25 protein-coding genes are annotated in these 25,566 nt (G+C 40.2%); 12 read left to right on the top strand and 13 right to left on the bottom strand.

From position 1 onward, the window contains the following. Window positions 1-26: 26 nt before the first annotated feature. Window positions 27-797: an HAD-IIB family hydrolase gene (locus JN11_RS08620; protein ID WP_144911675.1), complete on the top strand. Its 771-nt coding sequence runs from the start codon at window positions 27-29 to the stop codon at window positions 795-797. A 31-nt stretch (window positions 798-828) separates the two neighbouring features. Next, entirely contained in the window at window positions 829-1,851 is a 1,023-nt protein-coding gene (locus JN11_RS08615; RefSeq protein WP_144911673.1) for a glycoside hydrolase family 130 protein, read from the top strand. Between the two features lie 120 nt (window positions 1,852-1,971). Here the strand turns inward: JN11_RS08615 and JN11_RS24415 are convergent, their stop codons facing one another. After that, on the bottom strand, window positions 1,972-2,133 hold the full coding sequence (locus tag JN11_RS24415) for a hypothetical protein (RefSeq protein ID WP_170227720.1): 162 nt from the start codon (window positions 2,131-2,133) through the stop codon (window positions 1,972-1,974). A 474-nt stretch (window positions 2,134-2,607) separates the two neighbouring features. Here JN11_RS24415 and pstS point away from each other — a divergent pair, with 474 nt between their 5' ends. Next, the gene (pstS, locus tag JN11_RS08610; RefSeq protein ID WP_144911671.1) at window positions 2,608-3,705 is read left to right on the top strand and encodes a phosphate ABC transporter substrate-binding protein PstS; all 1,098 of its coding nucleotides are present in this window, start codon (window positions 2,608-2,610) and stop codon (window positions 3,703-3,705) included. A gap of 55 nt (window positions 3,706-3,760) precedes the next feature. Here pstS and JN11_RS08605 read toward each other — a convergent pair whose 3' ends face one another. Beyond that, window positions 3,761-4,519 (bottom strand): LytR/AlgR family response regulator transcription factor, encoded by a 759-nt coding sequence (locus JN11_RS08605; RefSeq protein ID WP_144911669.1) that lies wholly within the window; start codon window positions 4,517-4,519, stop codon window positions 3,761-3,763. Beyond that, window positions 4,516-5,601: a sensor histidine kinase gene (locus JN11_RS08600; protein ID WP_144911667.1), complete on the bottom strand. Its 1,086-nt coding sequence runs from the start codon at window positions 5,599-5,601 to the stop codon at window positions 4,516-4,518. Before JN11_RS08600 ends, JN11_RS08605 begins: the two co-directional genes overlap by 4 nt. A 315-nt stretch (window positions 5,602-5,916) precedes the next feature. Between JN11_RS08600 and JN11_RS08595 the strand changes: the two genes are divergently transcribed. Then, window positions 5,917-8,769 (top strand): outer membrane beta-barrel protein, encoded by a 2,853-nt coding sequence (locus JN11_RS08595; protein WP_144911665.1) that lies wholly within the window; start codon window positions 5,917-5,919, stop codon window positions 8,767-8,769. A 161-nt stretch (window positions 8,770-8,930) separates the two neighbouring features. Here the strand turns inward: JN11_RS08595 and JN11_RS08590 are convergent, their stop codons facing one another. After that, window positions 8,931-9,461, bottom strand: coding sequence for a 5' nucleotidase, NT5C type (locus tag JN11_RS08590; protein ID WP_144911663.1), 531 nt, complete (start codon window positions 9,459-9,461; stop codon window positions 8,931-8,933). Between the two features lie 154 nt (window positions 9,462-9,615). On the opposite strand from JN11_RS08590, the gene JN11_RS08585 reads away from it, so the two are divergent. After that, the gene (locus JN11_RS08585) at window positions 9,616-10,293 is read left to right on the top strand and encodes a GNAT family N-acetyltransferase (protein ID WP_144911661.1); all 678 of its coding nucleotides are present in this window, start codon (window positions 9,616-9,618) and stop codon (window positions 10,291-10,293) included. Window positions 10,294-10,530: 237 nt separating this feature from the next. Here the strand turns inward: JN11_RS08585 and JN11_RS08580 are convergent, their stop codons facing one another. Further along, complete coding sequence (locus tag JN11_RS08580; RefSeq protein WP_170227719.1) at window positions 10,531-13,128, bottom strand: glycoside hydrolase family 3 N-terminal domain-containing protein; 2,598 nt, start codon at window positions 13,126-13,128, stop codon at window positions 10,531-10,533. Window positions 13,129-13,528: 400 nt separating this feature from the next. On the opposite strand from JN11_RS08580, the gene JN11_RS08575 reads away from it, so the two are divergent. Both JN11_RS08575 and JN11_RS08570 read left to right on the top strand, forming a co-directional pair. Next, the gene (locus JN11_RS08575; RefSeq protein ID WP_144911659.1) at window positions 13,529-13,843 is read left to right on the top strand and encodes a hypothetical protein; all 315 of its coding nucleotides are present in this window, start codon (window positions 13,529-13,531) and stop codon (window positions 13,841-13,843) included. After that, the gene (locus JN11_RS08570) at window positions 13,844-14,215 is read left to right on the top strand and encodes a hypothetical protein (RefSeq protein ID WP_144911657.1); all 372 of its coding nucleotides are present in this window, start codon (window positions 13,844-13,846) and stop codon (window positions 14,213-14,215) included. Window positions 14,216-14,228: 13 nt separating this feature from the next. Here the strand turns inward: JN11_RS08570 and JN11_RS08565 are convergent, their stop codons facing one another. Both JN11_RS08565 and JN11_RS08560 read right to left on the bottom strand, forming a co-directional pair. Continuing rightward, on the bottom strand, window positions 14,229-14,864 hold the full coding sequence (locus tag JN11_RS08565; protein WP_144911655.1) for a (4Fe-4S)-binding protein: 636 nt from the start codon (window positions 14,862-14,864) through the stop codon (window positions 14,229-14,231). Window positions 14,865-14,906: 42 nt separating this feature from the next. Beyond that, on the bottom strand, window positions 14,907-15,188 hold the full coding sequence (locus JN11_RS08560; protein ID WP_144911653.1) for a GNAT family N-acetyltransferase: 282 nt from the start codon (window positions 15,186-15,188) through the stop codon (window positions 14,907-14,909). A gap of 100 nt (window positions 15,189-15,288) precedes the next feature. Between JN11_RS08560 and JN11_RS08555 the strand changes: the two genes are divergently transcribed. The 3 genes from JN11_RS08555 to JN11_RS08545 are packed head-to-tail and all read left to right on the top strand — an operon-like array spanning window position 15,289 to window position 18,715. Further along, a complete protein-coding gene (locus JN11_RS08555; RefSeq protein WP_144911651.1) occupies window positions 15,289-16,689 on the top strand; it encodes an ATP-binding protein in 1,401 nt (466 codons plus the stop codon). A gap of 59 nt (window positions 16,690-16,748) precedes the next feature. Continuing rightward, window positions 16,749-18,410 (top strand): FAD-dependent oxidoreductase, encoded by a 1,662-nt coding sequence (locus JN11_RS24920; protein ID WP_144911649.1) that lies wholly within the window; start codon window positions 16,749-16,751, stop codon window positions 18,408-18,410. Window positions 18,411-18,445: 35 nt separating this feature from the next. Continuing rightward, the gene (locus tag JN11_RS08545) at window positions 18,446-18,715 is read left to right on the top strand and encodes a UBP-type zinc finger domain-containing protein (RefSeq protein ID WP_144911647.1); all 270 of its coding nucleotides are present in this window, start codon (window positions 18,446-18,448) and stop codon (window positions 18,713-18,715) included. 82 nt (window positions 18,716-18,797) lie between these two features. Here JN11_RS08545 and JN11_RS08540 read toward each other — a convergent pair whose 3' ends face one another. After that, a complete protein-coding gene (locus JN11_RS08540; RefSeq protein WP_144911645.1) occupies window positions 18,798-19,241 on the bottom strand; it encodes a DoxX family protein in 444 nt (147 codons plus the stop codon). 335 nt (window positions 19,242-19,576) lie between these two features. On the opposite strand from JN11_RS08540, the gene JN11_RS08535 reads away from it, so the two are divergent. Then, entirely contained in the window at window positions 19,577-19,792 is a 216-nt protein-coding gene (locus JN11_RS08535) for a histone H1 (RefSeq protein ID WP_144911643.1), read from the top strand. Between the two features lie 7 nt (window positions 19,793-19,799). Here the strand turns inward: JN11_RS08535 and JN11_RS08530 are convergent, their stop codons facing one another. Further along, on the bottom strand, window positions 19,800-20,387 hold the full coding sequence (locus JN11_RS08530) for a P63C domain-containing protein (RefSeq protein WP_144911641.1): 588 nt from the start codon (window positions 20,385-20,387) through the stop codon (window positions 19,800-19,802). A 5-nt stretch (window positions 20,388-20,392) separates the two neighbouring features. Continuing rightward, the gene (locus JN11_RS08525) at window positions 20,393-21,604 is read right to left on the bottom strand and encodes an ImmA/IrrE family metallo-endopeptidase (RefSeq protein ID WP_144911640.1); all 1,212 of its coding nucleotides are present in this window, start codon (window positions 21,602-21,604) and stop codon (window positions 20,393-20,395) included. A 148-nt stretch (window positions 21,605-21,752) separates the two neighbouring features. On the opposite strand from JN11_RS08525, the gene JN11_RS08520 reads away from it, so the two are divergent. Further along, complete coding sequence (locus JN11_RS08520; protein ID WP_144911638.1) at window positions 21,753-22,604, top strand: IS1 family transposase; 852 nt, start codon at window positions 21,753-21,755, stop codon at window positions 22,602-22,604. A gap of 12 nt (window positions 22,605-22,616) precedes the next feature. Here JN11_RS08520 and JN11_RS08515 read toward each other — a convergent pair whose 3' ends face one another. From JN11_RS08515 to JN11_RS08505, 3 genes are all read right to left on the bottom strand, one after another. Beyond that, entirely contained in the window at window positions 22,617-23,258 is a 642-nt protein-coding gene (locus JN11_RS08515) for a hypothetical protein (protein ID WP_144911636.1), read from the bottom strand. Window positions 23,259-23,844: 586 nt separating this feature from the next. Then, on the bottom strand, window positions 23,845-24,696 hold the full coding sequence (locus JN11_RS08510) for a metallophosphoesterase family protein (RefSeq protein WP_144911634.1): 852 nt from the start codon (window positions 24,694-24,696) through the stop codon (window positions 23,845-23,847). A gap of 40 nt (window positions 24,697-24,736) precedes the next feature. Then, on the bottom strand, window positions 24,737-25,558 hold the full coding sequence (locus JN11_RS08505) for a glycerophosphodiester phosphodiesterase family protein (protein ID WP_144911632.1): 822 nt from the start codon (window positions 25,556-25,558) through the stop codon (window positions 24,737-24,739). Window positions 25,559-25,566: the final 8 nt, after the last annotated feature.

Raw genomic sequence — 25,566 nt, 5'->3', positions numbered from 1 at the left:
GAGGGGGCTATTAATAATAAAAATACATGAAGAAACTAATTGTTTTTGACCTTGACGGCACACTTGCCGAAAGTAAGGCGGCTATTGATAAAGATATGTCCGAAAGGCTTGCTGCCTTGTTAACGGTTGCCAAAGTAGCCATCATTTCGGGAGGAGATTGGCCTCAATTTGAGAAACAGGTGCTCAGCCATCTGCCTAAAGGAAAAAAGCTCAAAAACCTGTCTATTTTACCTACCTGCGGAACCAAATACTATCAATATAAAAAAGAGTGGAAGCTATTATATGCCGAAAACTTTACGGATGCCGAAAAGGAGAAAATTATTGCTTCACTAAATAAAGCGGTTGATGACTCGGGCTTTAAAGCTACCAAAACCTGGGGCGAAACCGTTGAGGACAGGGGGAGCCAGGTTACCTATTCGGCATTGGGACAGGAGGCACCATTGGATGAAAAGAAAAAGTACGATCCTGATTTTAAAAAGCGTGATAAAATAAAGAAACACCTAGAGAAAATGATTCCGGAGTTTGCCGTAAACCTGGGTGGTGCCACATCTATTGATGTTACTAAAAAAGGGATCGACAAAAAATATGGCATCCATAAACTGCGCGATGTACTGGATATAAAAATAAGCCAGATGATATTTATTGGCGATGCTATTTTTCCGGGAGGGAATGATTATCCGGCAAAAGAGGCCGGCACTTTTTCTATCAGGGTTAAAGATCCAAACGAAACAAAAACCGTTATTGAAGGTATTATAGCTTGTTTGGATGATGACGGTCATTTTAAAAAAGGGTTTTAAAATTCTCTGACCCCAAGCACTACTATAAATTATGATCAAAGCAAAAAAAGAAGGTGTAATATTCCGCAAAACGGAGCTGAGTTTTGAAAACGAAAGTGTGCTGAATCCTGCCGTTATAAAGGAAGGGGATCTAATCCATATTTTTTATCGGGCAGTACACATTAAAAATTACTCCAGCATAGGCTATTGTAACATGGATAGCCCCTTAACTATAAAAGAACGCTGGGAGAAACCCATACTATCACCCGAATTTGATTATGAGAAACACGGAACAGAGGATCCGCGTATAGTACAAATTGATGGGGTTTATTATCTTACCTACGTAGCTTTTGATGGTGATAATGCGTTGGGAGCACTAGCTACATCAACAGATCTGGTCAACTTTAAAAAGCAGGGAATTATCGTCCCTAAAATAACTTATACTGATTTTGATTTGCTTACACAAAACAATATCAACCTGAATAAAAAATACCTGGTTTATAATGAAGGCGCCAATATCCTTGCAGATAAAGACCTGGTGTTTTTTCCGCGGAGAATAAATGGCAAACTGGTATTTACACACCGCATTAAGCCAGATATTCAAATCACTGCTGTAAAAGAACTTTCGGATCTTACCGACGATTTTTGGATCAATTATTTCTCCCGCCTGAAAGATCATATTTTTTTATCATCACAATACCCGCATGAGGCTGAATATGTGGGTAGCGGTTGCCCTCCTATTGAAACGGAACATGGTTGGCTGGTGCTTTACCATGGGGTAAAAAGAGTACATGGAAATTATGAATATTCGTGCTGTGCAGCATTAATGGAGCTTAATGACCCGGGTAAAGAAATTGCGCGGCTGCCATATCCCCTCTTTAAACCCGACCAGGATTATGAACTTGCAGGCGGCGATGTAGATGATGTATGCTTCCCTACCGGAACAGTTTTGGAAGGCGACCAACTTTACATTTATTATGGTGCTGCCGATGAATTGATAGCCTGTGCATCGGTAAGTTTAAAGGGGTTGACTGAGGAGTTGTTGAGACAGCCCTTTCTAAATCCTCCCCGGTAGGGAGGACTTAAGCTTCGCACTTTTTTAAAGCCCTCTCCTTCCGGAGAGGGTTGGGTGAGGCTACCTCACAAAAAAGCCTCCCTGAATTTTCCAGAGAGGCTTTTTTATACCTGTTAGTTATTACGCGTGGCTGGATAACTTATCATTATGGATCTCTTCGAGGTAACCATGCTCATTTACGGCATATCTGGAATCGGAGGTATCATTGTAATTTTTAGGTATTCTGATTGCTCTGGCTTTCTTTTTTACCGGATAAAATAAAGGCAAAAGTATAACCGTCATCAGGGCGCAGATTTTTAATAGATCAATAAGCATAATTTCCAAACTAAGTAAACAAAATAGCGAGAGCGCTTTCCTTAATTTAAATACGAGGAAAATAGTTTCCTGGTTTAATTACTTCAGGACCAGTGCCATCGTGCATTACAAAGCTAAATCAATGCCAAATTATTTCATAGAGCGCAAACATTACTTTTAAATTATCAATAAAGGCATTCTTAGCTTATAAATTTTATCGGGATGCCCATTTTAACCTATCAGTTTGATACCTTTTTATCAGTTTGATAATAATTTTCCTATTCTGATTTTTTTTAAAACAAACGAAATATCACAGTTAAATCATGATTTCCTTCCCCAAAAATACTATGCATGCATAATTATTTATACAGTATGTTGAAAATAAAACACAGGCCGGCAACACTAAATACTTACCTTAATTGTTGTAAACCAAAATCATTGTTTAAAAATCAAACCATCGTTATGAAAAAATTAGCATTGGCAGCGCTTGTTCTTACTACCGCAATTTTTGCGGGATGTAGTGGGAACAGCAACAAATCAGCTACAGACAGCACCTCAAATTCAACTGCATCATCAGGCAGTGATGCAAATACTTTGCTGGGTGCGGGCAGTACTTTTGTTTACCCGCTGTTTTCAAAACTCTTTGCACAATACAATACAGAAACCGGCATTAAGGTTAACTACCAGTCTATAGGATCGGGCGGCGGAATTTTACAGCTTACTAATAAAACCATTGACTTTGGCGACTCAGATGCCCCGTTAAATGACGATCAAACTAAAAAAATGGGAGCCGATGTTTTACATATCCCCATGTGCTCGGGCGCTGTGGTAATCAGTTATAATCTGCCCGAAGTAAAATCAACCTTAAAACTAAGTCCTGATGTTTTGGCCAACATATTTTTAGGGAAGATCACCAAATGGAACGATCCGCAAATTGCCAAAGTAAATCAGGGTGTAACCCTGCCCGAAACCGGAATATTTATAGCACACCGCAGTGATGGCAGCGGAACCACCAATATTTTCACCACCTATTTATCAAAAGTAAGTGCAGCGTGGAATACCAGCCCGGGTAAGGGTTCGGCTATTAACTGGCCGGTGGGTATTGGCGGCAAGGGAAACGAAGGAGTAGCAGGCTTAATTAAGCAAACTCCGGGTGCTATTGGTTATATTGAGCTATCATATGCTATTCAAAACAAGATGACTTTTGCTGACCTGCAAAACAAAAGCGGCAATTTTATAAAACCTTCGGTTGAATCGACCAGTGCTGCGGGTAATATAACAATACCCGATGATGCCAAGGTTTTATTAAGTAATACTGATGCTGCTAATGGTTATCCTATCAGCGGCTTTACCTGGGCCCTAATTTATAAAGAGCAAAACTATACCGGCAGAACATTAGACAGGGCACAAAAAGTAGTCAAACTACTTTGGTGGAACATTCACGAAGGGCAAAAATATTGTAAAGACTTAAACTATGCCCCGCTTTCGCCGGCGGCGGTAACAGTTGCCGAAAAAATATTAAAATCGGCCACTTATGACGGGAAGCCATTGTTGCCATAATGCAACAAGAAACATATAAAACAGGGTGTCATTCTTTAAAAGGATGACACCTTTTTTATACCCATTTACTCAAAAACCCGCTAAACGCTTCTTTATACTGATCGCCCACGGTGATATTGACCTTCCCTATCTGCAAAGCATTGCGGGTAATGGAATTAATTTTATCAAGAGAAACAATAAAGGACCGGTGTACACGCATAAAACGCTTGCCTGGTAATTTTTCTTCAAGCGATTTTAAACTGGTAAGTGATAACACAGGTTTTTCGGCACTTTTCAGCCAAACTTTAACATAATCTTTCAATCCTTCAATATAAAGGATATCACTCAGGGCTATGCGCACCAGCTGATACTCTACCTTTAGAAATAAATATTCATTTTCGATATGCTCTTCAGCAGTAGTTGAAGCAGTTGGAGCATTTACCGCAGCGGTTGATTTTTGGAGCAATTCGCAATAAGCCAGGGCTTTGTTGGCCGCATGCAAAAACTCTTCGTAATTAAAGGGCTTCAGCAGATAATCCAAAGCATCAACCTTATAGCCTTCCAGCGCAAATTGGTTATATGCAGTGGTGAAAATAATGCGGGGCTTATTGCTTTTGCTGTTGTCCAGCACGCGGGCCAATTCAATACCGTTCAGGTCGGGCATTTGGATATCCAGAAAAACCAGATCTATTTTTTTTGAATGGATGGCTTTTAAAGCATCCACAGCACTCGCAAACTTACCTTCAAGTTTTAAAAACGGCGTTTGCTCAATAAAGGAGCTTACCAGGCCCAATGCCAGGGGTTCGTCATCAACAGCTATGCAGTTTAATATCATGACAGCGTAATAGTTAAGTGAACAGAATAAATTGCCTGGTCTACATCGTCATTAATAGTTAATGAGTAATTGCCGGGATACAACAGATCGAGCCTTCTCCGGGTATTATTGAGGCCTATACCGCTGCCTTCCTCTAAGTTATTACTTTGTTCTTTAAAAACAGAATTAACCACATGCAGATCAATAATTGATCCGTGCTGACCGATGTTAATATCAATAAACCCAGGCTGAACGGAACTTACCCCATGTTTAAAAGCATTTTCAACAAATGGCAAAAATATCATGGGTGCAATAGGCATATCGGTTAAATTAAGCGGCGAAGTAAAATTAATTTTTGTTTTATCCGTAAGCCGTAATTGCATCAGGCTGATATAATCCATTACAAAAGCAATTTCCTGCGTAAGCTGGGTGGTGTTGCTTTGATTGTCATACAACACATAACGCATCATCCGCGATAACTGATGAATAGCTTTCCGCGAAGTGTCAGCATTTACCAGTGTAAGCGCATAAATATTATTAAGGGTATTGAAAAAGAAGTGCGGGTTAATTTGCGCCTTTAGGAATGAAAGCTCCGAGCTTACCCGCTCCTGTTCTTTTTCAAGATTTGCCTGCTTATCGTGCTGCCATTTCACAATGGTAGTAATACTGGTGCTAATGCCTAAAACCAGCGCAATGGTACCTATTGTGGCGCCCATCATACCCAAATCCCATTCACGGCGATGACCATGCGGGCGCCTTGGTGGCCCCATTTTATGGAAGGCCACGTCTAAAAGCTGACGTACATTAAGCCAGTAATCTACGTAGCTATTTAATATTACCACCAATGCTATAATACTTATAATAGTGAGCAGATAAATACCGGTGTGATTTTTTAACAGAAACCGTGGCACCAATACAAAAGCATTTAAATAATAGGCAGCTACCAGTAAAATAAATATTATGGCATTTTTTACCCATATCTGTACGGGAACCGTTATGCCCCAAGACAGGGGCTGAGTATAAAACATTAAACCAAATACCAACCATATTAAAATATGGATCAACACGGTAACCAGCTTGCTCTTTGATTTGGTAACTATCATTTTTTTTGAGTGGATTGAGTGGAATAACTTAACTGTGCTAACAGGTTAGTAATCAACAAATCTGATTAACTTCACTATTCCACAAACAATATTACAAATCAAATCGGCATAAAGCCAATGCTAATCTATCATCAGCCATATTATACCGACGGGGAGGCAATTATTATCTTTAAAAAAGCCATTTTGATCGTGGTATTTAAGATGAAGCTTTTATGGGTTAAAATAAGGCATTTATCTACTTAATCGGGTTTGCCGTCTATTCTGTTTTTTTATGGATGAATAATGCAATTGATTTGTATCATCCAACAATAAAAAATGAAACAAGCATACTTTTTTTTAACATTTATCCTGCTGCTAAGTATACGGACTTACGCGCAAACCGGCAGGGATGTTCACGGAACCGTAACCGATTCGACCAAGTTAACCTTACCCGGCTCAACAGTAAAACTACTAACAGCAACTGACAGCATTACTACTGTTACCGATGCCAAAGGAGCTTTTGTTTTCCCTGGCGTAAAAGCTACTCAGTTCAGTTTAGTGATACAATCTATTGGCTTTGATCCGGTGAGGAGACGTATTACTTTAGATAATACTAATCAGCCTGTTTTTTTACGGCCCATTATTTTAAAAACATCAACAACCATGCTAAACACGGTTGTTATTGCTGATGCATTGCCGATAAAAGTAAAGGAAGATACTATAGAGTTTAACGCTGCGGCTTACCCGGTACGTGATGGTGCACCCATAGAAGATGTGATCAGAAAAGTGCCCGGAGCAGATGTTGATGCCAGCGGCAATATTACTTTTCAGGGTAAGAGTGTTACCAAAGTACGTGTAAACGGTAAGGATTTTTTTGGTGGCGATTTAAAAACTGCTACACAGAACTTGCCTGCCGATGCCGTGCAGAATGTGCAGTTTGTAAATGATTATGGCGACCAGGCCAACCTTACCGGTATAAAAAGCGGTGACCCCGAAACTATCCTGAACATCAATATAAAACCCAGCCGCAACCATGGTTATTTTGGACAGGTAAGCGCAGGCGATGGCGCAGATGCTATTCCGCAGGTTGCAGGCACTAAGGATGCAGACCGCTACATTGCACAAGGCAATCTGTTTAACTTTAATGGTGATCAGCAAATAGCGGTACTGGCTAATTTAAACAACACCAATACCAGCTTGTTCAACTTTGGCGGCCCCGGTGGGCGGCAGGGTGGTGGCGGACCGGGTTCATCTGCCACAAATAATGGTATTACTACGCAAAGATCCATCGGTTTAAATTACCGCGATAGCTGGGGGAAAAAGATTACCGTTTATGGTAGCTACAGTTTTTCGGACAATACGGTAAACACTATCAGCACAACTATACAAAACAATATTTCGCTGTCCAATCCTACTACCAATACCCAAACCAGTAACGAAACCGACAGAAAGGTAAACCATCGTTTTACCTTCAATATGGAGTATAAGCCCGATACGGTGAATTATTTAAAAATCAGTCCTTCGTTTTCGTACGCTGGTGTGCATACCATTCAAACCGGTTCAAACATACTGGCAAGAACTGACACAGCATTAACCTTAACAGATTATAGCTACAATTCGCTGGTGCATTCATCATCTCCCAACTATGGTTTGAATGTATTGTACAACCACAGGTTTAACGGACATGGACGCAATTTCAGTGTAAATTTAGGTGCAGGCCGTTCGGAGACTGATCAGTATCAAAACCCGGTTTACAATTATATCAGCGGCAACCCTAATGCCCCATTAAACCAATATATTACAACGGACAGCCATACTGATACAGTAAGTACCTATATTTCATATATCGAACCGATTGCGAAGCACTCTTACCTCGAACTGAATTATAATTACAAACATTCCAACACCGTTGCAGATAAAGAAACCGATACCTTGTCTACCGATGGAAGTATAAATATGTACCCGTTGTTGAGCAATGATTATACTTATAATTTCATTATTAACAGGGTAGGTTTAAACTACCGCTTTATTCAAAAGAAATACAATTATGTTTTAGGTGTTACGGGCCAATCGGCTTTGCTGGAAGGTAGTTCATTAGACAGTGCACCTACGCATTTAACCAGCTATAATTTTTCGCCCAATGCGCATTTCGTTTATAACATTTCGCGTACGCAAACATTCAGTGCCAACTATAGCGGCGCCAGCAACCAGCCCACTTATTCGGAATTGCAGCCGGTAACAGATTTTTCAAGCGCACTTTATCCCGTAACCGGTAACCCTGATCTGAAGCCGGAGTATAACAATACCTTTTCGGTAAGGTACAATAATTTCGATTTTACGTCCGGAAATGTATTTTTCAGCAACATGTCTTTTGTTCAAACGGATAATAAAATAGTTGCCAATACCATTACTTACCCCAAAAAATATACGCTTAATAATAAGCTGGCAGGCACTATTGCTACCGATTATTTAAACGCCCCAGGCTATTATTCGGCATCGGCATTTTATGTATTTGCCAAGCCTTGGGAAAAACGGAAGTATAACCTGTTTTTTGTAGGTAATGCCTCTTACACCAATAACATCAGTTACATTAGCAATGTTGACTCAACTAACTATCGTGAAACTACCGAAAAGAATATTGCCAAAACGCTGGTATTATCACAAGGCATCCGTTTCAGGGTTGATATTACCGATATAATTGATGCTGAGGCCAGTAGTACTTACACCGTTAACTCTTCACAAAACTCCATCAGCCAATCAGGTATACAGGACAATTTCAGAAGTTTGGTGTTAGGCTTAAATGGTAAAAACTATATCTGGAATAACTGGACCTACAGCTATGATTACACCAAAACACTTTATTACGGTTATAAAGGAGCAACCAACCCTAATATTTTTAACACCTACGTTGAGCGCAGGTTTTTAAAGGGTAATATGGCTACCCTACGCCTTTCGGCAATGGATGTTTTTAACCAGAATACCGGTTATACCAATACACAAAACGGCAGTTATACTACGCAAACCAATGCCAACCGTTTGGGCAGGTATTACCTGTTAACGTTTACCTATCGTTTCAGGAAAACAGCAGGTACTGCACCAAAAATGGGCCCTGGTCCTGGTGGTATGGGTCCTCCTCCGGGTGGTGGTTTTGGAGGCCCTCCTCCGGGTGGTGGCCCATCAGTTGACTAAAGACAATGGTTAATAAGAGCTTGTAAACTTTAAACAGTTTATCGGAGAAAGGGTTCAGTAGGGATCCTGATTTAGTTGATTAGTTGTTGATTTTATCAATAACTGAAAAGCGCCCCGGGGTGAGATACGGGGCGCTTATTTTTTTCATCAGGAACGGCTAATTACAAATGCGTTTCCAAAAACGCTACTGCCTCTTTCCAGTTATTTACCCTATGGTGATGGTTATGGTTTACATTATGAAAGGCATGAAACATAATGGGCTTCCCTTTAAAATAATCGAGGTTTTTAATGTGGTCGTCAATCATAAAATCGGTATTGATAACACTTTTATCGCCACAAAAAATAATATTGCGCCAGCCTATAAAAGGAAAGTTTTCCTGCAACCATTCCAGTTTTTCGGGTAATGACTGCGGAAATTCCATTGCTGCCGAAACAATATATACATCAAAGTTTTCCATCAGTGTTTGTACCGCTTCCACAGCACCTGGCATTACCGGCAGTGTCCGGAAAAAACCGGGAGTAAAAGCAAATTTCCGCGCGGCTTCTTTATCAGGAAACATTTCGTTTTCTTCGCGCCCCAGTATTTCATGCGGGTATACTTTTACGCCGTAATCCAGCTCATACCAGTTTATAAATTGGGTTTCGGTATCGGCAATAACCCCGTCCATATCAATCGCGATAGATTTTCTCATATCTCAAAAATAGAAAAGATAAGCTGTTTGAGAAACTTGTTTACCAGAAATCGTATTTCATGTCTTTGAAATGATAAGTAGCCGGTTGTTCTTTTTATGATTATTGATAGCTTTGCCACCGGAAGGCACGCTTTCAATTTTACCATATACCGCCATGTATCACCCGCTCGATAATCCTATTTGGAACGCCTTAAACTCCGGAAATAAATCAATTGCACACGGAAACGAAAAGGCAAAATACTTTTCCAAGGATGTATCGCCTTTTGTTGGTGTTGCGGAGCCAACCGATAGCCATTTTGAAGAGTTGTATAATCTGCTACCTGCCGGGTATGTGGCATTTCCTTCGTTAGTTGAACGCACCATTCCGCAACCCTGGAAAACAGTTGGCCAGGTTAGAATATTTCAGATGGTTTGTGAAACGCCGACAAGGGATGTAGATAAAAATGTATCTATTTTGCCTTTAAACGATGAGCATATCCCACAGATGCTTGCCTTAACCAAGTTAACCAATCCGGGGCCATTTGCTGAAAGAACAATAGAATTCGGTCACTATAAAGGAATTTTTGATGGAGACAAGCTTATCGCCATGGCCGGCCAACGGATGAACCCCGAACCTTATGCTGAAATCAGCGCTGTTTGTACCCATCCCGACTATTTAGGGAATGGCTATGCCGCCAAACTTTTATTATACCATGTGGAGCGGATAAAAGCATTGGGCGGAATCCCCTATCTTAACGTACTAACAGACAATGCCAGGGCTATTGCCCTTTATAAATCGCTGGGGTTTGTTACACGCGTTGAAATGCCAATTTATACTATACAGAAAAGTTAAATATTGTGAATAAAAAAGCCATCGCATACTGTGCGATGGCTTTTTGTTGAGGAAAAATGCTTTTATTACCTTCTTTGCGCGAAGCGGAGAGAAGGTCGACGGGCGAAGCAACGTCGGGATGAGTAGACACCGCCAATGCATTTACGTTAACGCCGCCCGCAGAGTAGACTCACCCGATCTACGCTTCGCTGGATCTGCCCTCTCTATTGTGAGCAATAAAGAGGGCGGGGAAGGCATTTACTCCACCCTAGCTTCCACTAAGCCACTATTATCAACCCCAAAAACTTTTGCAATAGCCTTTATGGTTGTTCCCTTTTTAAGGCTGATTGGTTTTGAATATTCATTGGCTTCCACAAAGGATGGTGTAGTACCATTGGTGGTATAATAAATTTTCGCACCGGGTGTAGCGGTAGTAATGGTTGCGGTATTTCCTTTTATGCTGATAACAGGTTTAGCAACTACCCCTACATATTTTTCGGTGCGGGCATCATGTATTACTCCTTTCCAGTTTAAGCCGAAACCAAAATCATAGGTATGCGCGTCGGCATCGGTATAGCAGATCATGTCATGCGGGATATCTTCATCCTGCAGCTCCACCGTTTGCATATTGGCAGGCATCTGGAATGGCAATAAGCCCGATGGTTCGGCTGCACCGGTTAAAATATCCAGTATGGCCTGGTTTTGCACGCCAAAGCTGGCAACAATAGCATTAGCATCTTTTTCAAACTCCGCCAGGATAGCCGGTTTGGTTAAAGTAATAGCTACAATTACGGGCTTGCCGTTCATGGCTTTTTTAGTTTCCTCAATAGTTTTCAGGTCGTTGTAATTGCCCGCGGTAATGCTCTTGCCTTTGTAGGTACGATCCTTTACGGTTGGTTCGGCAGGGTCGCCGGCAGCTATGCTATGTTCACGGGCGTCAGTTGCAGTATAGGCTCCATATTGCAAAGTGATGGGTACGTATCCATTACCTCCTTTAGCCACATCATCGGCATCATAACCTGCTCCGCCACTTGGACTGCTTACAAAAACAATGGCATAGTCCGCTTTGGCCGGATCATCAGTCACGGTAAAATATTTACTGATCAATTCCGCACTCACAGCATCGTCCCAACGCTCTTTTGACGGCGGCCCAAAAAAGCCTTTTATTGACGGAGTATATTTTTTAGGCAGATAAATGGTTTTACCCTTTTGCAGCGGCAGCACATTATCATGATTTTTTAGCATTACAATTGACTTTAACTGCGCATTATAACCAGCGGTCATAAAATCAGGATTACCCACAGTGGCTTTTGATTTTTCTACATCCAGGTAGGGGTTTTCAAAAAGACCAACCCTGAATATGTTGCGCAGCAACCTCACTGCCGATAGCTCAAACCTTGCACGCATAAATGCTTCGCCATGCTCTTTAACACCCATGTTATAAGCCTCAATAACCGGCCCGGCCACATTGTTACCACCAAACTGATCAACCCCGGCCATCAGCACTTTGTAATGGCGCTCGGCAACGGTTTTGGTTTCCATTCCCCATGATTTCCCGGCAAAAACATCGGGCGTTTTACCTTCATCAGCCGTAACCAGCCAATCGGTACAAACAACACCATCAAACCCATATTTTTTGCGGAGCAAATCGGTTATTAAATATTTATTATAGCTGTTACCTTCGTTTTCGCCGGTTATTTTATCCCTTCCGTACGAAATAGTGTAGTAAGGCATTACTGCCGAAACCATTTTTGTTGGGCCCGATAATTTCAAAGCACCATCAACAAAGGATACCAGGTGTTCATCAAAATTATTACCCGGATAAACGGCAAACTTGCCATAAGCAAAGTGCGCGTCGCGGCCGCCTTCTTCGGGGCCGCCACCCGGCCAATGTTTCATCATGGCGTTTACACTATTGAAGCCCCAGCCATCTTTTATCTCCGCATCGCCGGTTGAGGTTTGAAAGCCATCAACATAAGCCCTCGCCATATCGGCATCCAGTTGCGGGTCCTCACCAAAAGTACCGTTGATGCGTGCCCAGCGTGGCTCTGAACCCAAATCAATTTGGGGCGACAGGGCCGTTGCAATGCCCAATGCCCTATATTCTTTTGCGGCAATATTTCCAAACTGCTGTACCACAGCAGGATCAAACGTAGCCGCCAAGCCCAACTGATCAGGCCATTGCGATATTTTACCACCCGCACCCGCAGTATATTCCACACCCGAATTAGTGCTATGGCGTGGATCGGAGCTATTGTTGGCTGGAATACCAAAGCCGGTACCTTCCACCAGGGCCTGCACGTTGTTATTCCACTGTGCAGCTACTTCCGGACTTTGAACTGAAGTAACCAGCACGTGCCTTAAATTATCTTTTATTAAAAAGTCTTTCTGCTGATCGGTAACCCAGGCAGGATTGATACCACCTTCGTTAAACTTTTTGCCGTTATAGGTTCCTGCCCCAAACGGACCGCCAGATAATGCCGGGATAGCCTGGTGAATACTGTACAACATTAACCCGGCAATTTGATCGATTGATAGTTTTGATGCCAGGTCCTTGGCGCGTTCGTCTACCGGCAGGCGCCAGTCTTCATACTTGTCAAGCTTACCATTTTTGTTGAGATCCTTAAAGGCAAGACCATCAACGGTTAAAATCTTTACGCCCGAAGTGGTGGAATAGCCTAAAGTTGGCCCGTTTGGATTTTTCACCAAAACAATACCCGCACTATCGGGCAGGGAAGCCGTCCATTTTTTTGATGGATCGATGGCACTGTTACCACTCATCCCTGCCGACAAAACGAACAGGAAAGCAGCACCAGAAAAACAGAGCACAGCAGAAAGGTGTATTTTTCTTTTCATATTATTGGAATAAAGTTTCAAGATCAATGCTGATCTTATAATTGGTTTTAAAAATGAGGCCAGAAACCATTGTGTTTTATTGACACAATTAAAAGTAAATATATAAATAATTACTTTTAAACCTAATCGATAAAATTGGTTAATGTATAGATGGAAAGGTGTTTAGGGAGGATGAAAATGCATGACTGAGAGTCAACTCACCCCGGCATTGCTTCGCTCTTTGCCCCTCTCTGCCGCGAGAGGCAAAGAGGGTTGGGAAAGTTTTTATTTTTTTTTACCCTCTTTACAAATGTTGTAGAGAGGGCAGGTCCAGCGTAGCGTAGACCGGGAGAGTAAACTCTGCAAGCGACATAATTTCACTGCATTAAACCCATCGTCAACATTATATTTGTAATAATAAATGAGCCAGATAAGGGAAATAAAGTGTCCGCATTGCGGGGAATGGACTTTGTGGAACGGCGATATTGATGACCGCTGTTTGTATTGCGACGGTTTTCTGGAGCCGAAAAGATTTTCGCGCGAGGTGGAGAAAAAGATCAGGAAGGAAGTAATTAAAGAAAATGATTACTTTTTTATAAAGCCTGAGGACAGTGAATTTACACGTACCCTTAAAACCTTTTTGAATAACCTACGCTGGCTGGCTTATTACCTGCAAATAGTTTTTTTTGTTTTTATAACCCTGATACTGTTGTTACTAAGTTTATTGCCAGGATAAATGAAAACGTTACTTAACCCATGGTTTATTATTGGCTGCCTTACCTGGGCAATAGTACTTGTTTTACGTAGAACAAGCCACCCACTGCCCTATATTAATGGGTATATTAATGATGTCTTTGCCATACCCGTTATTGCCAACCTGGGCCTTTGGTTTAACCGGGTATTTATTATTAAAAGCAACCACTACGTATTATCAAAACGCCAGGTAGCCTTTATAGTAATTTATGTGGCAATAGTATTTGAAGGCTTTTTACCATATCTCTCCAAAACCTATACTGCCGATTGGATTGACGTACTGCTTTATATTTTAGGCGGATTGTTTTTTTACCGGGTAATGAACAAGGCGCGAATGGAGCAGAGATCTTCTTGAAGCAAATTGCTTATTACTTCTTTTCAATGCTTAAAGCTCCTGTAGGGCATTTATTTACCTGGTCAACAATTTCCTGGCTGGTGGCGCCATCCATATTTACCCAGGGTTTTACAGCCGGATTAAAAACGGTAGATAGCTGGGTTGCGCAGCGTGCAGCATGCTTACAAAGCTCTGGCTTCCAGGCTACGGTAACTTCTCCGTTGGTATAGGTATGTTTGTCCTTGTCTTCGCCATCGCTGTAAGCAAATGTGCGAATCTGTATTTCACCTTCCAGTATTTTTGAAACTGGGCAAGCTTTGGCAATTTGTATCAGTCGCTCGCGCTGTTCATCCGTTACCGGCGATGAAAAACTCACGTCCCTGTCAATCACAGTTACTGTTTTTTCATCCTTTGTTTCCTGGTACATGTTTACAGCAACACTAATTTGTGGTACATCCCAGCCTTTTCTGTCAATGTACATGCGCAGGGTTGCAATGGTACAGGTGCCTAATGATGATAACAATAGCGTGTATGGATCAGGGCCAAGGTCATTTCCTCCTTTAGCTTCAGGTTCATCCACAATAAACTTCCCATGCCGCCACTCAACGGTACATTTATATTTTTCGGTGCCTATAACGGCGGTTACAGGATGTTCCAGTATGTATTTCATATGGATATTTTTTAAATGTATATTAACGCTAACGCTGATAGACTAAAAAAGTACGTCGGCATAATCAGGTGTAATATCGAATATCTTTTTGGCAAAAGGACAAAGCGGTAAAATTTTAATATGTTGCTCACGGGCATAATCAACCCCGGCTTTTACCAGCTTGCGCCCCAGGCCCTTACCTTCATAAGCAGGGTTTACTTCGGTATGATCGATGATCATTTTTGTGGGACCTGCAAAGGTATAATGCATCAGGGCTATCTCTTTGCCTTCTTCCTCTATAAAAAAAGCGCCACGTTTGCCATCATTTCTATTTTGTATTTCCATCAGTCAAATATAAAGGTTGATATTTTTATTTAATGTCCAGCAGTTGTCAAAAATCAAGGTTATGTAATAAAATTAAAGAATAATACTTACTTTTAAATGCATGCAAACGGAAACATCTTCTATACTTAAAACATTCGAAGCGTTAAAAAATGTGCCTGACGATCAGCTGGAATGGCTGGTAGCCAACTGCACAGAAAACACGCTTCAAAACGGCGAAGCTTTTACCAAGCCGGGAGATAAGCTTACCGGACCACATTTTATTTTAAGCGGCCGGCTATTGCTTTACCTTGTACAAAATGGCAGCAGACGTGATTTTGCTACTTTTGGCCCGGGCGATGTAACAGGTTATCTGCCTTATTCGCGCGGCATGGTGGCAACAGCCAGCAGCCAGGCTATTGGCGAACTGCACTACCTGTCTTTCCCAACAGAACGTATCAGGGAAATGATTAATGATCATTTTGAGCTAACACAGGCCCTGGTACATGTAATGAACAACAGGGTACGTGAATTTACCGCGCTGCAACAGCAAAATGAAAAGATGATGGCGCTAGGTAAGCTCTCGGCCGGATTGGCGCATGAGCTGAATAACCCGGCATCAGCTATTGTACGAGATTCGGTAGCGCTGATAGAGCATTTACGTTTGGAACCGCAATCGCTCAAAAAAGTAATCGCCATAAAAATGACTGCCGAACAGGCTGATGGGCTCAATAAAGAATTGGCGGATTTACTTGCTATAAAGGAAAGACCGCATCTAACACTGAAAGAAAAAACCAAACGCGAAGAAGAGCTTACTGACTGGCTTGATGAACATGAGGTGGAAAACAGCTATGACATTGCCGAAACGTTTGTTGATTTTAATTTCACGGTAGAGAACCTGGAGAGTTTTTGTAACCATATCCCATCAAATTATTGCTCACCGGTTTTTAGCTGGATCAGTAATTTACTGATAAAGGAACGGATGGTAGAGGATATTCAGGAATCATCACGCAGGATAGCAGACCTCGTAAGCTCGGTGAAAATTTTCACACATATGGACCGCGGTTCGGATAAACAATATGCTGATATCCATGTTGGGATACGAAATACGCTTACTATGCTGGGCTATAAGGTTAAGAAAGATAATATCACCATTGTTGAAGATTACGATGAAACCCTGCCACCGGTAAAAGCCATGATAGGTGAGCTTAACCAGGTGTGGACCAACCTGATTGACAATGCGCTAGACGCTATGGAACCAAACGGCAAAGGCACTTTAATCATAAAAACAGAAAGGGAGCGCGAGTTTGTGCAGGTGTTTATCATTGATAACGGACCGGGCATTCCCGAAGAAATAAAAACAAGGATATTTGATCCATTTTTTACCACCAAAGAGATGGGAAAAGGAACAGGAATGGGCCTTGAGGTGGTACTGAGGATTGTTCAGCAGCACAATGGCTCAATAAAAGTAAGATCGGTACCTGGCAAAACAGAATTTATTGTTTGCTTCCCGATTGATGGATAATGGAGGTAAATTAAACCTCCTGAATATTGATAAATTAAATAAAGACACACTAATACCCAATGGAGCGACCTATAATTTTTTCGATAGATGATGATACACAGGTGTTACGTGCCATAAGCCGCGATCTGAGAACGATGTACGGTAAGGAATACAAAATTTTAAGCACAACATCTGCACTGGAAGCGCTGGAGAGTTTAACGGATCTGAAAAACAGCTCGGATGTTGTTGCCATGTTTGTTTGCGACCAGCGAATGCCGGAAATGGAAGGTGTAGCATTTTTAGAAAAAGCCATAAAAATATTCCCCGATGCAAAACGGGTGCTTTTAACTGCTTACTCAGATACCGAAGCAGCCATAAAAGCCATAAACGATGTAAAGCTTGATTATTACCTGATGAAGCCATGGGATCCGCCTGAAGAGAAATTATATCCCATTTTAAATGATTTACTGGACGACTGGCAAAGTAATTACGAGCCGATTTTTAAAGGTATAAAGGTTGTTGGTTACCAGTTTTCGCCGCAATCACATACCGTTAAGGACTATTTGGCAAGCAACCTAGTACCTTACCGTTGGCTGGATGTTGAAAAAAATCCGGATGCAAAGGATGTGCTTGAATTAAATAATGTAGGTATTGAGCAGTTACCTATGGTTATTTTTGAAGATGGCACCTATTTGTGCAAACCAACCATAAGAGCCATAGCCGAAAAGGCGCGTAAAAACACACAGGTAATTAAAGAAATTTATGATGTGGTAATTATAGGCGCCGGCCCGGCCGGACTGGCCGCGGCTGTTTACGGTGCATCTGAAGGTTTGAAAACCTTACTGATTGAACGCAGGGCACCAGGCGGACAAGCAGGATCGAGCTCAAGGATTGAGAATTACCTTGGCTTTCCGTCAGGATTAAGCGGGGCAGATTTGACGAGGCGGGCCATTAGTCAGGCAAAACGCCTTGGTGCCGAATTTTTATCGCCACAGGAAGTAAGCGACATCACCCAAAAAGATGGCTATAAAACAATTATACTTGATGACGGGCCCGAAATTATAAGTCGTACGGTAGTAATTACCACCGGGGTAGACTACCGCAAGCTTGACGTTAAAGGCGTTGAAAATTTCACCGGAGCCGGTGTTTACTATGGCGCAGCCATAACGGAAGCATCTGCCTGCAAGGATAAGGATGTTTATATTATTGGCGGAGGTAATTCTGCGGGGCAATCGGCGGTATACCTGTCAAAATATGCTAAAAACGTGTATATCATTATCCGCAGGGATAGTTTATCGTACACCATGTCAGCTTATTTAATTACGCAGATAGAAAACATTGAAAACATTGCTGTTTTAGCAGATACCGAAATATTGGAAGCATGCGGCGCTAACAGCCTGGAGAAGCTTACGCTTATCAACGTTAAAACAAAGGAATCTGAAACCAGGGAAGCAGCGGCCCTTTATGTTTTTATTGGGGCCAAACCTTATACCGATTGGATAAAGCTTGACATTTTAAAAGATGAAAAAGGCTTTATTGAAACCGGTCGCGAATTGAGGCGCTATGACCAGTTCCCTAAAATATGGAAAATGAAACGGGATCCGTTTTTGCTGGAAACCAGTTGCAGCGGTATTTTTGCTGCCGGCGATGTACGTGCAGGTGCAATGAACCGGGTAGCATCAGCCGTGGGTGAAGGATCAATGGCGATCAGCTTTGTACACAAATATTTGGCGGAGGTATAGTTTTCTTATTTTTAATACATTAACTAACAAACACTATGGAAGACGATGTTTGCAAACACCTTGAAGCTATAAAAACACTAAAGCATCCTAAAGATTATGTGTGCGAGGAATGTATTAAAACGCATGATGAGTGGATGCACCTGCGTACCTGCCAAACCTGTGGGGTAACTCTATGTTGTGATAGTTCGCCGAATCAACATGCCAGTAAGCATGCAAAAGAAGCAGGTCACCCGGTAGTAATCTCTGCTGAACCGGGCGAACGCTGGCTATGGTGCTATGTAGATGAAATGATGGCGGAGTATTAAGTTTGTAGTGGACGGTTTACAGTTGGCAGTTAGTAAATACTGCTTGAATACTGCAAACTACCCACTACAAACTGTTAATTAACTAAACGACCTCCCATTTTGATAAATACCTGTCAAGCGATAAGGGTCCTGAGCCTATCACTGTAAAAATAACCAGCAGTATTAGTGCAGTTATTGATGGCCACGCCATTGTATTTATAGCTGAAGTAAAAAAATCGGTCATAAACACAGCGGCAATTACAATTGGTATTTGTATAATACAGGCAAAACGTGTTAAAGTACCCATTGCTATAAGCACACCACCTACCAGATGAGCAAATATTACGTAATAAACAGCCGTCATTAACAAGGCTGTGGGAATATAAACTACACTTTGATCTTCAATCATATCTTTCAGATACGTTGAGTTATCGAGAAAAGCAAAACCTTTAAGCATCAAAAAAATCCCCAATGCTATTCGAATAATATCCAAAACCATAGGGTGATGTGTATCGCCCCAGTTTTCAATTTTATGAACCACGTTCATTACAACCTCCTGTTTTAAGTAAAATAGTTTTATAATTGGTTATGGCTTTTTTAGAGATGAGCCATCATAACATTTACTTTGCAACAATAAAGTTACACAACTGGTTTTGAAAAAGCAATAGGGATAGTTATTGTTAGCCTGGATTTATAATTACGAATGTTTTACAGAGACTTTGTTACAAATTTAATAGGGATGTCACCCTGAGGTACTCGAAGGGTGAGCGCAGAGGCCTTTACCCTCATGCTTCGAGCACCTCAGTATACTATCCTTTGGTAATGTCTCAGTTTGAAAAGAGGTCATTTTAATGCTTGACCGCTATTGCTTATTTTTGCTTCATGACAAAAAAAGATTTAAACCAATTGGCTAAGTTTATTATCGATATAAGTATGGAGGAGACAGAAGATACCAATAAGGATAAAAAATTATCAAACGAAGAGGTTAAAGGCCGTACAGGTGGCCTTGTTGGTGGTAATGCAAGAGCAAATAGCTTAACGGCTGAACAACGTTCAGAAATAGCAAAAAAAGCCGCAGAAAAAAGATGGGGGTGCTAATAAATAATTATATACCGCTTTCGATTTGATAAGGCACCTTATATTTAGCGAACATTCTCTTTTTAAAATCGTAATGGCTTGTTGATTCCTCTATAGTCTCTATTGCCTGCCGGATAAACACCTGAAGCATGTCAATTCCTTCTTGAGTAAAATACTGATAATATTTATGCTCCCTAACACAATATCCAACGTATTTATTTTTAGCTTGTATGGTTGGCAATACATTCTTTTCATACCTACTGTAAATATTTTCAACGGTAAAGTCAGCTACTTTTTTGTCCTTTATCCATGCGGCCGGATCGCCAGTTAGGTTCAATATCTTAAAAACAGGGGTATAATACTCTAATGAAAATTGTGATGGATGTTTTTGTATTTCAGAAGCCAAAACAACTAAATCAATCTGCTTACCACTAATTAAATTGACTATCTCATGCCTGTTCTTCTTTTTGCGTGAAGCCTGCTTTTTGGTTAAGCTTTCTGTTTGTTCAACAATCCCTTCAATAATTGATTGTTTCTCAATTATTTTATCAACCGATTTTTCGATTTCCTCTTTTTTAATTGGCTTGTTTTCAAGACCCTTTTCTTCTTCTTCCATCTCCTTTAATTATAAATTTCTATTTTTTTCTGTCTAATTATTTCATTAAGTGGTTTTTTGTCATCCCACGGTATTTCAATCTTGTAGGTGGCCTTTTTTATATCGGGCATTTGCTTTTTGGCTCGCATCCAAACTAATCTATCTACTTTGCTTTTATCAAAAGCGTTATATATGTATATTATACTTGAATGTATGTTTTGTTCTTCTGCAATTTCTTCAATTATCTTTTCACTGCGTATGTAAGGGGCTGCCTCTTTCATTTTTTCTTCTGAAAATAAATACCGTCGTGCAAAATCATCTGCTTCAACCTCTCGTTCGTCTAGAACAATCGAATCTTCTGTGCCTTCTGAAATGTGATATAGATTTTCTTTTATTTCATCCCAATCAAATAATACGTGATATAATTCATGTATTAAACAATGAAACAGGGTGGGATAAAATCCTTTATAATCTGTTAAAACTATGCAGGGCTTATTATTAACAGAAAATGTAACTCCACGCAAATAAAGCGTTGATAACCTTGGTTGAAATATTACTGTAATTCCCAGCTTGAATAGGGCTTTAACAATATGAAATAATCCAAATTCAACGTTTCTTGAGTGCCAACGTATTTGAGGGAAAAACTTAATAAGTTCTTCACGACTATAATGGTAAGGATTATCTAACTTTTCAATGAAGTTTTTGGCTGATGTTAACCAAAAGTTGCGGGTCATGGAAGTTTTAATAGGATTTTTTGAACTTACTGCACCAGACCAAAATGCTGTGCTAAAAGCTATCTTTTTATAATCAAAAATCGATTGTAAGCCGAGATAAGATGTTATCCTTTTTTCAATCTTTTCAAAATCATTAATAGTATCAATAAAACCTGCTTTTCTTAAAACGGTTAAATCAAAGTTTTCCCTGATAAACTTTTTCTTATTTGATATTGTGTTTTCATTTGAAAAATTATTTTCAATGAGCTTTATGTGTATTTCAATTAGCTCTTCAACTGGCATATTAAGGAAAATTGCAACTGCTTTAAGTGTTGAATAATCAACTTTCTTTTGGGTAACGTCTAAAAGTCCATTCAGAGAGCGGTGACCAACTCCTAATAGTTTTTCAGCCGCTGTTTGAGACATATTAAGTTCATAAAGTCTTTTTTCAAACATTTCTCTAAGACTAACTTCTTTAAAAATGTTATTCAACAATGCATTTATTTCGTCGTATTTATCGCTCATTATATTTATCGATGCAGTTTTACATAACAAAAATAAACATTATATTCAATAAATCAAGTATAAATTAACATATTTGATGCATAAAAGCATCAAAATAAAACAAACTGAATTTTATGCTTGACAATAAATAATTCAATATCTTTGCTATATGAATAGGTTACCAATAGCCAAGAAAGTACAAATAATCAACTGCTTAATTGAGGGTATGAGCTTACGCGCAACATCAAGATTAGCAGATGTAAGCATCAACACAGTTACAAAACTATTACTTGATACTGGTAAAGCTTGTCAAATATTTCACGATAAAACTGTACACAGCTTAACATCTGAACGGGTACAATTAGATGAAATTTGGTCGTTTGTTTATTCAAAAGAAAGCAATGTTTCAGAGGGCAAGGAAAACGAAGCGGGTGATGTTTGGACTTGGGTAGGAATTGACGCGGATAGTAAAATAGTTGTGTCTTGGTATGTTGGTGACAGGGATGCACTATCAGCAAACACCATAGTAAGCGATATAAAGAGCAGATTAGTTAATAGGGCACGATTAACCAAAGACGGGCTTAAAACCTACATAGATGCCGTTAAAAACAGCTTTGGTAAGGATATAGACTTTGCACAGCTTAAAAAGATTTATGAAAGTGATTACACTAAGGGAGCAAAAAAATATGCTCAACGTAATGAGTGTCATTACAGCCGCGGTGATTTTGTTGGTGTTGAGATAAAAAGGGTTTCAGGTAATCCTGATGTAAAGCACGTAAGTACTAGTTATATTGAAAGACAAAATCTAACTATGTGTACGCACATGCACGGGTTTACAAGGCTTACAAATTCGGTTAGTAAGAAGATTGAAAACCATTGCCATGCGATTGCCTTACACTTTGTTCACTATAACTTTTGCAAGGTGCATAAGACGCTAAGAGGTACCCCGGCAATGCAGGTGGGTTTAACTAAAGAACCAATTAGTATTGAAGATATTGTAAGGCTGGCTGATAAATATTAAAATCAGCCCGAATTATTCTGGAGCTAAATCTGGATTGACTTCTAGGTATTTATTTCTTAAATAAATACCCATCACGTTAGTAATTACATTCATATCCAAAGTTATGAATACATCATCTCCATTTGTGTTTTTTGTTTTATACTGAGGATTTTTGAAAATATAGTCTTTTATTGGTTTAAATAACTCATTGGTTGATATATTACTTACTACCAATGGTGCGAAATTTTGCGCGTCTAATGCTGTTTTGATGTTTTGATATTGCATTTCATTTAATAACATAGACAGATTATTATCAACGAAGTCTTTGCCGCCTGTATCTTTAAGTATATCCTCCCCCAATTGGGTTAATTGAACAGGACTGCGTGAAACGAACAAGGAAGTATCCATACCTCCGTCTTTTGACTTTAAATAAACCACTAAGCTATTAATATTTGTACTTAACGAATTAAGGGTAGTGCTTATAGTAGCTAATTTAGGAACAATGTGGCTATCAATAGTATCACACTTCTTTTCAGCCTCCTCAACTCTTCCCATCCAATGTAAAATTTTCTTAGTCATATAAATAGCGATCAATACACATACTAAAACAACACAAAACATTGCGGTTAGTTTTGGCCAATGGTCACTAAGGTATTTAAGTATGGGATCAAACATCTATATAAGAAGCGGAGGGACGTGGATAGTTAGTTACTTTTTCAGTCGCCAAATATACGGTATAACGTACATTTAATTATAATTAAAACGTCATGAGTGTTTAATAACGTATATTCTATTTACTTTACAAAGTATCGGGAGGCTTCATGTTGATTGTAAGTTAGGTTTCGATAAAGATATAATTAAATTTAAATTGTTAAACTATTTATTAACAATGTTACAAATATATTTTACCGGCCAAAATGACAACAATCACAATTCTTTAAACCTCCTTTTATATACCCGTTTAGTTGAGTTTTAGTTGGGTGTTACCCCCTTCCTCATCTCTACACACCTACTGCAAACAAAATTGATTGCTAATCCAAACTAAGACACTACCCATCTTTTTTATTTTTCGCCCCTGATTTTTAACCTACCCGATTGAGACAAGATTTTCCGGAAATCAGCGAATTTTTAGCCCACGCTGGCCCAGCCGCTAATGTAATTCATTGATTTACAGCAATAGCTTGTTTCATTTGTACCGGGTGTATTTTTCTGTCCCATGTATTTGCGGGACAAGACGCGTTCAATAGGGAGGGTTCGGCCCTTAAAACTTATTGGCATTTAAAACCGGGTTCTGGCTGGCATTAACCTGGTAGGTGTAAATGGTATTATCCTCATGTACCTCAACTATGCGGTAGCCCCGGTAATCTGTTCCCCAGTTACCACCAATATGCGAATCAAAAAAATGAGGAAGCTTGTCGGTATACCTCACACCATCCAAAGTATGGTCGTGCCCATGAAAAGCAGCTTTTACATTTGGATAGCTATGCAGCAAGCTAACCGTTTCTGGGCAGTTTAAAAAGATGGTGGCCTCGGTTTTTAGCCATTGCACCGGGGCAATATGAAGTATTACAAATACAATCTTTTTATCGGTAAGCTTATCAAGTGTATCTTTTAAAAAAGCATTATCCGGGCAAACGTAACCTCCTTTGGTATCAGCTGTATTGGCAAACACAAAAGCCACTTCATCCATCTCAATAAAGTATTTATCCTCATAGCCAAAAACGGTTTTCCAGATCCCCGCATCTGCAAAATCATGATTACCCGGAATGGTGTAGCAGGGTACATCCAGTTTATCCAGGTATTTTTTCTTTATCTCGGGCAACAGATCGGGTCGGTTATGTACCAAATCACCGTTAATAATCACCAGGTCCAGGTGATTTTTGGCATGGTCATCATTTAACCATCTAACCATACTACTGGTATAAGCAGCATAATCAGTACCCTGCTGTCCGTAATGAATATCTGATGCCAGTGCAAAGCGTAGCTTAGGTTTGGCTGCAAACTGCCTTTTATAAGCTTTGTCTTCGCTTGCAAAAGTATTAACAGCGGGAAGCAGGCTCACAGCGGCAATACCTGCAGCAGCCGTTCCGATAAAATTTCTGCGTGTGCTCATTGGATAAGTTTAAATCTGACATTAAGATATTAAAAAAGGACTACCTGAGTCCTTTTTCTTTTAAATATTTTGCCAGGGCTGGCGGATTATCTGTTTGCAGGCCCCTAAGACCTTTTTCTATGGCTTTATCCCAAACGGAGGGACCTTCCTGCGGTCCCTGGGCATCCGGCCAAACAGGTAAACCAAGCGCATTGGCAAGGGCAACCATCTGTGCATCATATTCGGCATAGTTCCCATCCAATAAATCAGGACGATTTTGGTTGATGAACAGGCGCATAGATTCTGTGCTCTTAACACTATCAGGCAAGCTTACCATCAACGGCATCGTTGCATCAGTTTTGCGCCAATCTGTAATTTGCGATGGCTTATTGATATAAACCAACACCTGCTTTTCCATGTGAAACTGCTTTAGCATATTCAGTGTTTGCGTTGCATCAGCTTCCTTAAAATCGATATAAATATGGATTTTATTGCGGCAAAGTTTTAGTATCTGCTCAAAGGTTGGGATATGATAAATGGCAGTAGTATCCGGTTTATTTTTAACGCTCACCTTCAGGTTTTCTATCTGATCAAGGGTTAAATCTTTTACCAGTCCTTTGCCATCCGTCATACGGTTTACGCTGGCGTCATGGAGGCTTACCAGTTTACCATCGGCTGTTGTCCGTAAATCTATCTCAATATAATCGGCTTTATCTTTTATAGCCTGGTTATAGGCTTCAATGGTATTTTCGGGATAGTGGGTATGATCGCCGCGGTGGGCAACAATGATAAATTTATGTTTTAGTTTAGGCACGGGGTTAAACTGAGTCCCATTTTGCAGTGCCCAATAAAAAGGTATTAATAACAGCGCTAAATATTTCATAATACAAT

Source organism: Mucilaginibacter frigoritolerans (assembly GCF_007830615.1).
GTDB lineage: Bacteria > Bacteroidota > Bacteroidia > Sphingobacteriales > Sphingobacteriaceae > Mucilaginibacter > Mucilaginibacter frigoritolerans.
The sequence above is the reverse complement of the archived record's forward strand: the minus strand, read 5'-3'. Positions and strand labels throughout refer to the sequence as shown.

Excerpts from the sequence above, each read along its gene's own strand:
- JN11_RS24920 (WP_144911649.1), top strand. The coding sequence starts at position 16,749 with ATGGAGCGACCTATAATTTTTTCGATAGATGATGATACACAGGTGTTA.
- JN11_RS08585 (WP_144911661.1), top strand. The coding sequence starts at position 9,616 with ATGTATCACCCGCTCGATAATCCTATTTGGAACGCCTTAAACTCCGGA.
- JN11_RS08525 (WP_144911640.1), bottom strand. The coding sequence starts at position 21,604 with ATGAGCGATAAATACGACGAAATAAATGCATTGTTGAATAACATTTTT.
- JN11_RS08620 (WP_144911675.1), top strand. The coding sequence starts at position 27 with ATGAAGAAACTAATTGTTTTTGACCTTGACGGCACACTTGCCGAAAGT.
- JN11_RS08555 (WP_144911651.1), top strand. The coding sequence starts at position 15,289 with ATGCAAACGGAAACATCTTCTATACTTAAAACATTCGAAGCGTTAAAA.
- JN11_RS24415 (WP_170227720.1), bottom strand. The coding sequence starts at position 2,133 with ATGACGGTTATACTTTTGCCTTTATTTTATCCGGTAAAAAAGAAAGCC.
- JN11_RS08615 (WP_144911673.1), top strand. The coding sequence starts at position 829 with ATGATCAAAGCAAAAAAAGAAGGTGTAATATTCCGCAAAACGGAGCTG.
- JN11_RS08595 (WP_144911665.1), top strand. The coding sequence starts at position 5,917 with ATGAAACAAGCATACTTTTTTTTAACATTTATCCTGCTGCTAAGTATA.
- JN11_RS08515 (WP_144911636.1), bottom strand. The coding sequence starts at position 23,258 with ATGTTTGATCCCATACTTAAATACCTTAGTGACCATTGGCCAAAACTA.
- JN11_RS08535 (WP_144911643.1), top strand. The coding sequence starts at position 19,577 with ATGACAAAAAAAGATTTAAACCAATTGGCTAAGTTTATTATCGATATA.
- JN11_RS08545 (WP_144911647.1), top strand. The coding sequence starts at position 18,446 with ATGGAAGACGATGTTTGCAAACACCTTGAAGCTATAAAAACACTAAAG.
- JN11_RS08520 (WP_144911638.1), top strand. The coding sequence starts at position 21,753 with ATGAATAGGTTACCAATAGCCAAGAAAGTACAAATAATCAACTGCTTA.
- JN11_RS08540 (WP_144911645.1), bottom strand. The coding sequence starts at position 19,241 with ATGAACGTGGTTCATAAAATTGAAAACTGGGGCGATACACATCACCCT.
- JN11_RS08590 (WP_144911663.1), bottom strand. The coding sequence starts at position 9,461 with ATGAGAAAATCTATCGCGATTGATATGGACGGGGTTATTGCCGATACC.
- JN11_RS08560 (WP_144911653.1), bottom strand. The coding sequence starts at position 15,188 with ATGGAAATACAAAATAGAAATGATGGCAAACGTGGCGCTTTTTTTATA.
- JN11_RS08530 (WP_144911641.1), bottom strand. The coding sequence starts at position 20,387 with ATGGAAGAAGAAGAAAAGGGTCTTGAAAACAAGCCAATTAAAAAAGAG.
- JN11_RS08605 (WP_144911669.1), bottom strand. The coding sequence starts at position 4,519 with ATGATATTAAACTGCATAGCTGTTGATGACGAACCCCTGGCATTGGGC.
- JN11_RS08505 (WP_144911632.1), bottom strand. The coding sequence starts at position 25,558 with ATGAAATATTTAGCGCTGTTATTAATACCTTTTTATTGGGCACTGCAA.
- JN11_RS08580 (WP_170227719.1), bottom strand. The coding sequence starts at position 13,128 with ATGAAAAGAAAAATACACCTTTCTGCTGTGCTCTGTTTTTCTGGTGCT.
- JN11_RS08570 (WP_144911657.1), top strand. The coding sequence starts at position 13,844 with ATGAAAACGTTACTTAACCCATGGTTTATTATTGGCTGCCTTACCTGG.
- pstS (WP_144911671.1), top strand. The coding sequence starts at position 2,608 with ATGAAAAAATTAGCATTGGCAGCGCTTGTTCTTACTACCGCAATTTTT.
- JN11_RS08565 (WP_144911655.1), bottom strand. The coding sequence starts at position 14,864 with ATGAAATACATACTGGAACATCCTGTAACCGCCGTTATAGGCACCGAA.
- JN11_RS08510 (WP_144911634.1), bottom strand. The coding sequence starts at position 24,696 with ATGAGCACACGCAGAAATTTTATCGGAACGGCTGCTGCAGGTATTGCC.
- JN11_RS08575 (WP_144911659.1), top strand. The coding sequence starts at position 13,529 with ATGAGCCAGATAAGGGAAATAAAGTGTCCGCATTGCGGGGAATGGACT.
- JN11_RS08600 (WP_144911667.1), bottom strand. The coding sequence starts at position 5,601 with ATGATAGTTACCAAATCAAAGAGCAAGCTGGTTACCGTGTTGATCCAT.